Here is an 11,456-nt window from a genome sequence, read left to right as displayed (position 1 = left end):
GCTGGCATCGCCGTCTTGACCCCGCTCCTCCCAGCGGCGGGAGCAAGCGTTGTCATGAAAGGGCAGGAAGGGTCAGTCGGCGCGATCAACAAGCCCCCCGTCGAGCAGGCACTGGCCGGCCCCGCGCTCGCCGACGATGCCGCAGCCCGCGTCGAGGCTCTCATCCGGACCCTGCTGGAGTACTCACCGCACCGGTGGCCACGCATGTCGGTGACCAAGACGGGGTGGCTGACGCCGAGGCCGAGCAGGAACCGCCCGGGGAATGCCTCCGCAAGGGTGCGCTGTCCGGCTGCGGCGGTGATCGCGTCGCGGGCGTAGATGCTGGCGGTACCGGTGGCGATGACCGTCTGACGGGTCGCCGACAGCAGCAGGGCGGGCCTGGGCCATGGCCTCGCGGCCGGCCGTCTCGGGAAACCACAGGGCCGGATAGCCGAGGTCCTCGATGACGGCGGCGGCTTGGCGCAGTGCGGGGCGGGGTGGCGATCCATCTCGCCCGCCCAGATGCCGACCCGTCCGAAGGTGGGCGCGCTCATCGGTCCTGCTTGGCGGTGTCCTGAGCGGTCAGGAAACCGGCGATCTGAGCGGCTCCGGTTCGCTCCAGCCAGGTGCGCAGGTCCATCAGGCCGGGGTTCAGCGCGCGGGTGAAGGCGACGTCGGCGCGGTAGCCACGTTCGTTGAGCCAGGCATAGGCGAAGGCGAACTCCTCGCCGATCTGCGCGAGCGTCTCGATCGGGATCTGGACGTACGGCAGCGGCCGGCCGATGGCCTCGGAGATGGCGGCGGCGATCTGCACCGGGGTCAGTTCGTCCCCGGCCAGGTCGACCGCGCGCCCGATCCACTCGCCCGGCTGAGCGAAGGCCAGGGCGGCGAAGACGCCGACGTCGTCGACGGCCATGATCTGCTGCGGCACGTCGGCGGCGAACGCGGTCGCCACGGTGCCGTCGTGCAGGTGGTAGGCGCCGGTGTAGTTCTCCATGAACGAGACCGGGCGCAGGAAGGTCGCGGGCAGGCCCAGCCGGGTGATGTGCTGTTCGATCCGCCATTTGTTGATCGTGTTCTGCGGCAGCTTCTCGGTGTTGTGGCGGCCGGCGCCGGCGAGGGAGGCGTAGACCAGGTGCCGTACGCCGGCGGCGTGTGCCGCGTCGGCGACGTTACAGCCCCAGCGGACCTCGTCCTCGGCGGAAAAGCCGACCGGGGTGCCCGGGGAGCCGACGGTGGGCTGCACGCTGAACAGGCCGTAGGCGCCGTCGGCCGCAGCGGTGAGCGAGGCGACGTCGTCCATCTCGGCGTTGACGAGTTCGGCGCCCGTCTGCGCCAGCGTTCGGGCCGCGAGGGCGTCCGGATTGCGCGTCACCGCTCGCACCCGCCAGCCGTCGGCGAGCAGATGCGCCGTCACGGCCCGGCCCTGAAGGCCGGTCGCTCCCACCACCACGATGGTCTTCACGATGTTTCTCCAGTCGGTAGAGGCATGTAGAGGCATCCCACATAAGTGGGGTGGCACTCCGTTTCTGGGTGAGTACAATATGGAGGGCCACCCCGGTTCCGCAAGTTCGTCGGAGATCACATGCCGCAGGACAGTCGAACGACATCGCACGCGCGGCCGATGCGCGCGGATGCGCGGCGCAACTACGACCGCATCCTGGCCGCGGCCGCCGAGGCCGTCGCCGAGCATGGAGCCGAGGCCTCCCTGGAGGAGATCGCCCGGCGCGCGGGCGTCGGCTCGGCCACGCTGCATCGGCACTTCCCCTCGCGGCAGCAACTGCTGGAGGCTGTCTTCCGGGACAAGGTCGAGGCCCTGTGCGCCACCGCCGGCGACCTGGCCGCCGACGCTGATCCCGGACCTGCGCTGATGACCTGGCTTCGAGCCGTCGCCAGGCATGCCGTGTCGAACCGAGGCCTGGCCGCCTCGCTGATGCGCGGCGCCCAAGACGGTGATCCCACGCTGGGCGCCACCTGTCACACGATGATCACCAACGCCGGAGCAGACCTGCTGGCCCGCGCCCGTCGCGCGAACGCCGCACGAACCGACGTCTCAATCGCGGACCTGCTCAAACTCGTCAACGCCATCTGCCTGGCCGTCGAGCAGGAACCCGACGGCGCGGCCCAGGCCGACCGGCTGCTCACCCTTGCGCTGACCGGAGTGCACCCCGCAGGGAAAACAGCGGGGTGAGAGATGTGACACAGAATGCGAATTATCTGTCACGCCGGCCTTGCCGAGGCGGCAGACGCCCAGCCCGCCGCTCACGGCCGCCGAGGCGACTCGACCACGTACGACTCGGCGAAGAGACCTTCGCGCCCATCATCGCCGAAGCAGACCTCACCCATCGGCACCGCGCCCGCTGATCTGCGACTACAGCAGTCCGCGGCTCCTTTCTGGCGCATTCCGGTCGCCCCCGTTTCAAGCCCCTGGTAGATCCGATGGGATGAGCGAGAACAGGACAAGGTCGACCCGGCCGGCATGCGTGAAGCCGACGTTCCGCATGATGCCTTCACGCTGCAGACCGGCCTTGAGCGCCGTCTTCTGAGAAGCGACATTCCCGGTGGCGGCCTTGAGCTCCAAGCGCTGAAAGCCCTGATCAACCAGCAGCCAGTATCCGACGGCGCGGGTGGCGGCTGCTGCGATCCCATACCCACGTGCCCACGGGGCGACCCAGTAGCCGATCTCACTGATCCGCCCTCGCCAGTCGGTCTTCTTCAGCCCGGCCGTGCCCAGAAAACGGCCGCCGGTAGCGTCGGTGATCGCGAAATGGATGCCGTCACCGGACTCACGTAAGGCGCCTGTGGTTTTCGTGCACCATGTGGCCGAGTCGTCGAGCGTGTAGGGCCGGGGCAACGGAAGCCACCGCTGGATCAGCTCGTCGGCACAGGCGGCCTGGTTGTCCAAGACATCGCCGCTGGTGAACGGACGAAGGATGAGCGACTCCGCAGACAGGACGGTTTCAGGGAAAATGCCGGTCACCGGCTCGCCTCCGATCGCTGTTGATCATCACGGCGTCCGTTGACGGTAGCAGACCCGCACCTTGTCGGACCACGGCTTTTCAGGGCGGGAGAAAGGCCGCGAACTCGGCGTAGACCTCGCGTTCCTGCGGGCGATGGTCCAGACAGCCGAGCATCCGGTTGAAGGTGTTGTGCAGCGCGCTGGAGTGCCGGTCGCCGTCGCTGCGACGGCGGTCACAGTGCGCCCGAGGGCCGGGCATTCGCGGGGAGGCGAAGACCCACATGTAGCCGGCGGCCAGACACTGGTTTTTCACCTTGCGGTGGTGAACCGTCAGGCTCATGCCGGAGGCCCGGGTGATCGGTGCCGATCCGGCGTAGACGTTCAACGATCGGGCGTCGGCGAAGCGGGTGCTCAAGCAGCGGCTCATCGGCTGGGAGCCGATCGCCCGCCACTACGACCAGATGATCACGTACGCGACCGAGCCATGCCTGAGCGTCGCCGATCTCGGCCCGACCCGGCGGCCCGGTCTTCCCGTCGGCTGAACTGGATGATGTGCTCAGCTCCGCCAACGGGGCGTGCGTGCCTGCGGCCATGAGGGGAGCTCTCAACTTTTCACCGTGGCCACCAGCCCCTGGATCAGCGTGTCCAGAGCCTGCTCGAAGTCCGCCGCCGGATCCACGCCGCCTTCCGTGGTCCAGCCCAGCAACCTGCTGAAGTGCGGCAGCTGCGCCGGGTCGAGTCGGCGGATGTAGACCCCGACTTGCTCCTCGCCCGCGTGCACTCCGGGTGCTCCGCTGAACCCGCCCGTCGACAGCAGCAGAGCTCCGAACAGCAGCCCGTTCACCGCCCCGAGCGCCCGCCAGGCGCCCAACTCGTCGAAACCCGCCTCGAACAGCGCCCCCACCAGGCCGTCCAGAGCCCCTATCACCTGCGGCGACGTCGGGTTGGACCGATCGGTGGCCAGCGCCAGCGGCACCACGGGATGACGGCTGAAGACCCGATACATGTTCAGCACCGCCACCCGCACCCGCGCCGGCCATGGCAGCACCGGGTCGGGCGGCTCAACCTGCTCGAACACGCGCTCCACGATGCCGTCGATGAGATCCGCCTTGTTGGAGACGTGGTTGTAGAGAGACATCGCCTCGACGCCGAGCGTCTTGGCCAGGCGCCGCATGGACAGGGCTTCCAGACCCTCCCTGTCGGCCAGTTCCAGGGCCGCGTCCAGGACCTTCTCTCTGTTCAACGGCTCGCGCCGTGCCATCAAGCCATCCTTCCTCCAGATCGTTTGACAAAGCTTACGGTGTACGTGTTCTACTTACGGCGTAAGTGTACGCCGTAAGTAGGGAGAAACGGAATGATCGACGTGATCGTCGTGGGCGGCGGGCCGGTCGGCCTGCTGCTGGCCTGTGAGCTGACACTGGCCGGGGCGGATGTGCTGGTCCTGGAGGCGGCCTCGGGCGAGGAACGCAGGACACGCAGCCTCGGCCTGCGCTCGCTCAACGCGCGCACCCTGCAATCGCTGGCCCTGCGTGGCCTGACCGGACCGCTGGCTGAGGCGCAGCAAGCGATCTTCGAGGAGCTGGGCCGGCGGCGCGGGCCCGGCGACGACGTGACAGGCTCTCTGCCCGCCCAGGCCGACGTCGTCGCCCTCATGACCGAGGTCGTTCAGAAGGGCATGATCAGAGGGCACTTCAGCGGGCTGCCGCTACTGGAACCGGGCGGTGGCGCCGACTACCTCATGCTCAAGCAGCACCAGCTCGAAAGCGTGCTCGCTGCGCGGGCCGCCGAGCTCGGGGTCGCGGTCCGCCAGGGATGCCGGGTGACGGACGTGGCACAGGACGAGTCGGGTGTCGCCGCCACGCTCGCCGACGGGTCGCTGGTGCGCGGGATGTACCTCGTCGGATGCGACGGCGGGCGGAGTGTGGTGCGCAAGAGATCCGGATTCGCCTTCTCCGGCACGCCCGCCACCATGACCGGACGGACCGCGGTGGCCGAGCTGGCCGACCCCGGTGCCCTCGCCTCATCCTTGCGCGGCCCCGGTGGGCTGGTGAACCTGTCGCTCGTGCCGGGGGAGATCGCCACCATCGAGTTCGACGGCGGACCGGACGAGCGGGACGCGCCGATGACGGCGCAGGAACTGCAGGAGAGCCTGCGACGTGTGACCGGCACGGACGTGGTCGTCACCCGGCTGGAGACCGGGATCCGCTACAGCGACAACACCCGGCATGTCGACACCTACCGCAAGGGCAGGATCCTGCTGGCCGGAGACGCCGCGCACGTCCACTCGCCCATCGGCGGCCAAGGGCTCAATCTCGGCCTGCAGGACGCGGTCAACCTGGGATGGAAACTCGCCCTGGTGGCGCGCGGGCTGGTCCCCGACCGCCTGCTCGACACCTACACCGCCGAGCGGCACCCGGTGGCCGCCCGTGTACTGCGCAACACCCGGGCGCAGGTGGCGCTCATGCGGCCGGGAGCACAGGTGGACGCGTTGCGCGAGGTGCTGGCCGAAGTACTGGAGCTGCCGGACGCCCGGCGGCACTTCTCGGCGATGGTCGAGGGCACGGATGTGGACTACGCGCCCGACGTCTCCGAGCCCCTGGTCGGCCGCTTCGTCCCGCCGCTGGGAGAGATGGCGCCGGTGCAACCGTCGGGCGGGCGGACGGAGGGCGCCGCGTTCCCGGCAGGCGGGCTGCTTGCGGACGGCCGGGGACTACTCGTCGGACCACTCGGTCGGGACCGGCTCGACGAGGCGGCGGCAGGGTACGGGGACCGGGTGCGGGTGGCCGCCGCCGAGGCCGCGCCGGGCGAAGACGTCCTGCTGGTGCGGCCCGACGGGTACGTGGCCTGGGCGGGCGGGCGTGACGGCCTCGGCGAGGCGCTGGCCACCTGGTTCGGCCCGGTGAGGTCCGGCGGCTACGCGCCGTCAAGGCCCACCCGTCACCCCGGGACCGTTACATCGTCTTGATCTCCTACGTCGACAGAGTCGTCACGCCCAAGCTATTCACCACCGGCCGACCAGCGGGGGCACGATCTTTGCGCAGGGCTCAGGGCTCGGTAGCTGTGAGTGCTCACCCGCTGGCGGCTGTCAGGACGAGTCTGCCGGAGCGGCGGACCCGTTAAAAGTGATTAGTAGCTGTGCGTGATGTTGGTGTCTGTTCGTGTTCTCATAAATGATCGGTTGTGAGAGTTCTGCGATGGGCCGCGCAGCGGGCGGGTTCGTGCAGGCCGCCATTCTCAGGGGATGGAGCCGGCCCCGGAAGAAGCCGCCGCGGAGGTCGAACGGCACGACTGCCCGACCTGTGAAGCGCCGGCGCCGAACCCTTGCCGGACGCGTGGCGGGAAGGTCGCGGCGAAGTACCACGCGGCCCGGTTCATCTTGGTGCCGTCGCTGCGGGAGCGTGGCGTGCCGATCCCCGAGATCGCCCGCAAGCTGATCATCAAGACCGGCAAGAACGCCGGGAAGAACCCCTCGGTCGCCTCGCTGTACCGGGCGCTGGCCGACGCGGACGTCGACGCTGACGCCTAGGCCAGGAGCTGTTCCGGCTGTCCCGTACCGGGATAGACCACCCTGCGCAGGTCGTAACGCTCCCGCAGGTCCTCTATTGGGGTGCCGGTAAAAATCGTGTCACCAGCCCCAGTGCGCCACGAAGCGCTGATCTGTCCATGCGGAGGTGCAAGACCACCGCCGCTCTGCCGTCGTGGTGGCGGAGCAAAGCTGGAGGCAGTCCAACCCTGGAGTCGCCGGGGAGGGCGGGAGCAGCCTCGACAAAGTCGGGTCGGCCTGGCACCACCGGATGGGCCGAGCCCGGTGAGCGAGACGAGAAGGTATACGCGAGGAACCGGTGTCGTTACGCCTCTTGATGTGACGCCAGCTCAAATCCGGTGGATATGGGCTGGTCAGCGGTGCGCACCCGTCCTCTCATTCCGGGGCGGGGAACTCCTGGCCGGGCGTTGGGGCGCCCGGTCGGGAGGCCATGGTGAAAGACCACGGCGTAGCCATGGCGAGGCCGCAGGGGTATAGCCGGGTGCCTAACTCGTCGACCGGACAGCGGTGAACGTGGGAACCCCCGCGCTCCCTCCTCTCCGACCTTCCAGCCAGGAAGGTGGGCGGGGATAGGCGCGATGTCCGCCGAAGGGCGCGGGTGGGACGGAGCCGTCGTAGTACTCCGAGCCGGGGAGAGCCCGGCACATGGGGAAGGACGGCAGCGTGTCGAGCAAGGAGAAGAGTGCAATGTCCGAAGATGCGGCGGTGAATACCGGCGCTGGGAGATGGCCAGACGTTGATCCGGCCTTCTTCGCGGTACGGAGGATGCAGATCAAGTTGCACCGTTGGGCGACCGACAATCCCGGTCGCCGGTTCGATGACCTGTTCAACCTCGTCTATGACCCGGCGTTTTTGGTGCACGCGTGGGAACGCGTGTCCTCCAACGCCGGGGCGCGGACTGCGGGCGTCGACCGAACCACGGTGGCCTGGATCGAGACCCGGATCGGGGTGGAGACCTTCCTGGAGGAGATCCGCAACTCGCTGAAGTCCGGCGAGTTCGAACCAGTCGAAGTGCGGCAGGTGATGATTCCCAAGGCGAGCGGCAAGCGTCGCAAGCTGGGCATCCCCACCGTCGCCGACCGGATCGTCCAGGCCAGTCTCAAGACGGTGCTCGAACCCATCTTTGAGGCGGATTTCCTGCCGTGCTCATATGGGTTCCGGCCTAACCGGCGGGCGCATGATGCGATTGCTGAGATCCACCGTCTGGCCTCGGCACCCTCGAACCACACCTGGGTGCTGGAGGCGGACATCACGGCGTGTTTCGACGAGATCGGCCATACGGCGCTGATGGATCACCTGCGGGCGAGGATCAAGGACAAGCGAGTCTGTGCGCTGGTCAAGGCGTTCCTAAAGGCCGGGGTCATGGCGACTACCGGAGATCGGGAGGAGACACCGGCGGGAACCCCGCAAGGCGGGATCTTCTCCCCGCTGCTGGCCAACATCGCCCTGTCGGCGCTGGACGAACACTTCGACCGGCAACGACGAGAGCAGATGGGAACCATCTATCAGCGGGTCAAACGCAGGAAGAACGGCCTGGGCAACTGGAAACTCATCCGGTTCGCCACCGACATCGCGATCGCCATTGCCAACGCGACCTTCACCGCCCGGAACGTGGCGCTGTGGGGCGAGGGCACGACCACCGTCGCCTCCGACTCCACGCACGTACGCGCCTACGACCAGGACATCTTCACCGAGTGGCACTCCCGCTACGGCGGCCGCAGCATCCTCATCCACTGGCACATCGAACGAGGATCCATGGTCGTGCACTCCCAGACCCTGCGCGCATCGGCCTCGGAGGTGCACGCGATGATCAAGGGCGCGGTCCGGCACGGCACCACCATGAAGGTCGAAGGGAACTATGTCGACTCCCACGGCCAGACGGAAATCGGGTTCGGTGTGACCCGGCTCTTGGGCTTCGACCTGCTGCCGCGCATCAAGCAGATCAACAAGGTCAAGCTGTACCGGGTCGAGAGCGGAGAAAGCGACCTGTACCCGCGGCTGACACCGGCGATGACCCGGCCGATCCGCTGGGATCTGATCGAGCAGAACTACGACCAGATGATCAAGTACGCGACCGCGATCAAACAGGGCACCGCCTCCACCGAGGCGATCCTGCGCCGGTTCACCGAGTCCGCCTCCCACCCGACCTACCAGGCCATGCTGGAGGTCGGTCGCGCGCAGAAGACCATCTTCGTAGCGCGCTATCTCCGGCTCCGCGAGCTCCAGCGGGAGATCCAGGAAGGACTCAACGCGGTGGAGTCCTCCAACGGTGCCAACAGCGTCATCTTCTACGGCAAGGGCGGCGACATCGCCACCAACCGGCGCGAGGAGCTGGAGATGAGCGTCTTGTGCCTGCGCATCCTGCAGGCCGCGCTCGTGTACATCAACACGCTGATGCTGCAGGACGTCCTTGCCGAACCGGAGTGGGCCAAGCTGCTCAAACCTGCCGACCGCCGTGGCCTGACCCCGCTGTTCTGGCAGCACGTCCAGCCCTACGGCGAGGTACGGCTGGATGTGGCCAAGCCTCTGCCGTTGGGCGGTGGCCCGGGCGCTGTGCAGCCGGAGTGGCCGGAGTAGTTCACGATCTTGTCGTTGTCCGATGCGCGTAGTCTCCGTGCAGAGGACGATATTCATGGTGGCTCACGTCTGCGGCCGAGCAATCGGTGTCCAGAAATATGGCCAAGCCTGTCGAGTCCGGCATCCACTCGTAGGCGAGGAACCCGAGCAGCACCCCGGTACGCCACCTTGCCTGCGTCTTCATCGGCCATCCCTGGTGGCGGCGGCCTTGCGGTACCACTCCTGGGCCGCCGCAGCGTCCTGTCGTTTGTGCGTCGATGCTTCCGCGATTATCCGTCGAGCAGTAGCGCGGCGACCGCCTCTGGGGCTTCATGCATCGCGTCGTGGCCAGTTGGGAGGTCGTGGACCTGCCACTCGGGATCGCCTTGGAGTCGGATGCGGAGTTCAGTGAACGGCGTCCGGTCTTCCCATCCCGAGCAGTAGACGAACTCCCGGCGGGGGACCTGGGCGTGCGCGCCGGTGAGCCGGATCGCCTGCAGGAACGAGGCGAGGGGATGGGGACGGCGGCGGGGATCGCCGCCGTCCGGCGGTCGGACGGCGTAGCCGGTGCTCGCGGCGCCGGCCGCGATCACTTCCCGGAAGTACTCGTTCGCCGACGACCACCACGACTCGCCATCGCGCGGGACGAAGGCGTCGAGATGCACCAGCCGTGAGATCCGCCCGTTGGCGCGATCGGCGGCGGCGGCGATCACCATCCCGGCGTAGCTGTGGCCGACTAGCGTCGCGCCGGTGATGTGGGCACGATCGAGGAGCCGCAGTACGTCGTCGGCGTGTGTGTCGAGGTTGGCGGTCGCGACCGTCGCGTTGTCGTCGTCTGGCCGCAGACCGGTCAGGGTCAGGGCGTGAACGGTATGACCGGCACGCTCCAGCAGCGGAATCACCGCCTCATACGCCCAGGAGCCCTTCCAACCGCCGGGTACGAGGACGAACGTCGTCATGTGTTTCTCCTTCTCTCAAGGCGGGGCATCGGCTGTAGGGCTTTGTCATCGCAGGGTGTCCAACCCCTGGTCGGTGGTGAGGACCGAGGTCGCGTAGAGCGGCCCGTTGATCTCGTGTGCGGCGCGCATGGCCTCGTCGTTCCAGGTGGCGGTGGCGTCCTTGGCCAGGGTTACGGAGTAGCCGAGTTCCACGGCGTGCCATCCGGTGCCTTCTACGCAGCCGATGGCGGTCATGCCCGCGAGGATGATGTGCCCGACGCCGTGCTGGCGGAGCTGCTGGTCCAGGTTGGTGTTGGCGAACCCGCTCATTCCCCGGTGCTCGTAGGCGATGACGTCCCCTGGCCGGGGCCCGAAATCGGGGTGCCATTGCCCGCCCCAGCCGTCGAGAGCGAACAGTTGCGCTTCGGACAGCTTGCGGAAGGGGGTGCCAGTTGCTACCAGTTGTCGGCGTCGCCCGAGCGCCAGCGCCAGTGCGGGGCGATGAAGACCGGGACCTCGGCCGCCCGCGCGCCGGTGAGCAGGTCGCGCAGGTGCTGATGGAGCCCGACCGATTGGGCCACCTCCTTGACCGCGGGCCAGACCTTACCGTCCTCGCTGAGCATGTCGTTGTACGGGTCGAGGAGGACCAAGCCGGTCCGCGAAGCGGGGTGATCAGTAGGCATCGGTTGTTCCCTTCGCTGCAGGTGCGGCTTCTGTGGCACGGCTGTGCCGCGATCGGCGGCCACAGCCTCCATTTGTGTAAACTTAGCGTGTCGACAAAATGCGGGCAAACAGTGATCAGGAGCAGGGCAGGCGATGGCGGATACGGACGGGTCGGACAAGAAGGCACGCCAGCACGCAGGCCGTCTCCGTAACGAACAAGCGCGCCAGGACGTGCTCGGCAGCGCGCTCGAACTGGCCGCCGAAACCGCGTCGCGCGGGTTCACGATGGAGGAACTGGCCGCCCGCGCGGCGGTGAGCAAACGCACCCTCTACCGGTGGTGGTCCTGCCGGTCCGAGGTCCTGGCGGAGGCTCTGGTCGAACGAGCCCTCACCGTCGTGGACACACCTGTGACCAACGATGCCGCCGCCGATCTCAGGTCATACATCAGATCCGTCTACCGCCAAGCCCACGCTCCCCAGGCAGCCGCCGCCCTCCGGCTGCTCATGGCCGACGCCCAGACCAACCCCACCGCCGCCACGGCGTTGCGCACCTTCACCAATCATCGACGCGACACCTGCCTGGAACTACTGTCCCGAGCCCAGGAACACGACGCCCTCTCGACCGAGCGCGATCCGGGCGTCATGGCCGATGTCATCCTCGGCACCGTCTGGTATCGCCTGCTCACCGCAGAACCGATCACCGACGACACCGTGGCCGACGAGATCCTCCACCTCCTCATCCGTGAAGCCTGACCGCGGCCTCCTGACTGCACGAGTCTTACTTACGCCCCGGCTCGGCCCGGAACTCCTATAGCTA

The 11,456-nt window shown here is 67.9% G+C and carries 14 protein-coding genes; 7 read left to right on the top strand and 7 right to left on the bottom strand.

All coding sequences use genetic code 11. The annotated features are described in order from the left end of the window. Positions 1-54: 54 nt before the first annotated feature. Entirely contained in the window at positions 55-318 is a 264-nt protein-coding gene (locus ACFY2X_RS31500; RefSeq protein WP_389945372.1) for a hypothetical protein, read from the top strand. A gap of 211 nt (positions 319-529) precedes the next feature. Here ACFY2X_RS31500 and ACFY2X_RS31495 read toward each other — a convergent pair whose 3' ends face one another. Further along, positions 530-1,444 carry an NmrA/HSCARG family protein gene (locus ACFY2X_RS31495; RefSeq protein ID WP_389945369.1) on the bottom strand — a complete coding sequence of 305 codons (915 nt, stop codon included), beginning with the start codon at positions 1,442-1,444 and terminating at the stop codon, positions 530-532. A gap of 159 nt (positions 1,445-1,603) precedes the next feature. Here ACFY2X_RS31495 and ACFY2X_RS31490 point away from each other — a divergent pair, with 159 nt between their 5' ends. After that, entirely contained in the window at positions 1,604-2,170 is a 567-nt protein-coding gene (locus ACFY2X_RS31490; RefSeq protein WP_389945366.1) for a TetR/AcrR family transcriptional regulator, read from the top strand. 228 nt (positions 2,171-2,398) lie between these two features. Here ACFY2X_RS31490 and ACFY2X_RS31485 read toward each other — a convergent pair whose 3' ends face one another. Together ACFY2X_RS31485 and ACFY2X_RS31480 are read right to left on the bottom strand one after the other, a co-directional pair. Further along, entirely contained in the window at positions 2,399-2,959 is a 561-nt protein-coding gene (locus ACFY2X_RS31485; protein ID WP_389945363.1) for a GNAT family N-acetyltransferase, read from the bottom strand. A gap of 79 nt (positions 2,960-3,038) precedes the next feature. Further along, on the bottom strand, positions 3,039-3,353 hold the full coding sequence (locus ACFY2X_RS31480) for a hypothetical protein (protein WP_389945360.1): 315 nt from the start codon (positions 3,351-3,353) through the stop codon (positions 3,039-3,041). On the opposite strand from ACFY2X_RS31480, the gene ACFY2X_RS31475 reads away from it, so the two are divergent. Then, entirely contained in the window at positions 3,346-3,480 is a 135-nt protein-coding gene (locus tag ACFY2X_RS31475) for a hypothetical protein (RefSeq protein WP_389945357.1), read from the top strand. The genes ACFY2X_RS31480 and ACFY2X_RS31475 overlap by 8 nt on opposite strands. A gap of 62 nt (positions 3,481-3,542) precedes the next feature. Here the strand turns inward: ACFY2X_RS31475 and ACFY2X_RS31470 are convergent, their stop codons facing one another. Continuing rightward, positions 3,543-4,199 carry a TetR/AcrR family transcriptional regulator gene (locus ACFY2X_RS31470; RefSeq protein ID WP_389945354.1) on the bottom strand — a complete coding sequence of 219 codons (657 nt, stop codon included), beginning with the start codon at positions 4,197-4,199 and terminating at the stop codon, positions 3,543-3,545. A gap of 93 nt (positions 4,200-4,292) precedes the next feature. Here ACFY2X_RS31470 and ACFY2X_RS31465 point away from each other — a divergent pair, with 93 nt between their 5' ends. The 3 genes from ACFY2X_RS31465 (at position 4,293) to ACFY2X_RS31455 (ending at position 9,059) form a co-directional block, all read left to right on the top strand. Next, on the top strand, positions 4,293-5,903 hold the full coding sequence (locus ACFY2X_RS31465) for an FAD-dependent oxidoreductase (RefSeq protein WP_389945351.1): 1,611 nt from the start codon (positions 4,293-4,295) through the stop codon (positions 5,901-5,903). A 276-nt stretch (positions 5,904-6,179) separates the two neighbouring features. Next, complete coding sequence (locus tag ACFY2X_RS31460; protein WP_389945348.1) at positions 6,180-6,464, top strand: hypothetical protein; 285 nt, start codon at positions 6,180-6,182, stop codon at positions 6,462-6,464. Between the two features lie 783 nt (positions 6,465-7,247). Beyond that, positions 7,248-9,059 carry a Tn3 family transposase gene (locus ACFY2X_RS31455; protein ID WP_389945345.1) on the top strand — a complete coding sequence of 604 codons (1,812 nt, stop codon included), beginning with the start codon at positions 7,248-7,250 and terminating at the stop codon, positions 9,057-9,059. Positions 9,060-9,328: 269 nt separating this feature from the next. Here ACFY2X_RS31455 and ACFY2X_RS31450 read toward each other — a convergent pair whose 3' ends face one another. From ACFY2X_RS31450 to ACFY2X_RS31440, 3 genes are read right to left on the bottom strand one after another with little or no spacing between them, the layout of a single operon-like run. Continuing rightward, the gene (locus ACFY2X_RS31450; RefSeq protein ID WP_389945342.1) at positions 9,329-9,997 is read right to left on the bottom strand and encodes an alpha/beta fold hydrolase; all 669 of its coding nucleotides are present in this window, start codon (positions 9,995-9,997) and stop codon (positions 9,329-9,331) included. Positions 9,998-10,042: 45 nt separating this feature from the next. Beyond that, the gene (locus ACFY2X_RS31445) at positions 10,043-10,408 is read right to left on the bottom strand and encodes a cysteine hydrolase family protein (protein ID WP_389945543.1); all 366 of its coding nucleotides are present in this window, start codon (positions 10,406-10,408) and stop codon (positions 10,043-10,045) included. 23 nt (positions 10,409-10,431) lie between these two features. Continuing rightward, positions 10,432-10,659, bottom strand: coding sequence for a hypothetical protein (locus ACFY2X_RS31440; RefSeq protein ID WP_389945339.1), 228 nt, complete (start codon positions 10,657-10,659; stop codon positions 10,432-10,434). A gap of 133 nt (positions 10,660-10,792) precedes the next feature. Here ACFY2X_RS31440 and ACFY2X_RS31435 point away from each other — a divergent pair, with 133 nt between their 5' ends. Beyond that, positions 10,793-11,392 (top strand): TetR/AcrR family transcriptional regulator, encoded by a 600-nt coding sequence (locus ACFY2X_RS31435; RefSeq protein ID WP_389945336.1) that lies wholly within the window; start codon positions 10,793-10,795, stop codon positions 11,390-11,392. Positions 11,393-11,456 lie beyond the last annotated feature (64 nt).

The sequence above is a fragment of the Streptosporangium sp. NPDC000396 genome, assembly GCF_042898655.1.
Lineage (GTDB): Bacteria > Actinomycetota > Actinomycetes > Streptosporangiales > Streptosporangiaceae > Streptosporangium.
Note: the sequence above shows the minus strand (reverse complement) of the source record. Positions and strands in the feature narration are given on the sequence as shown.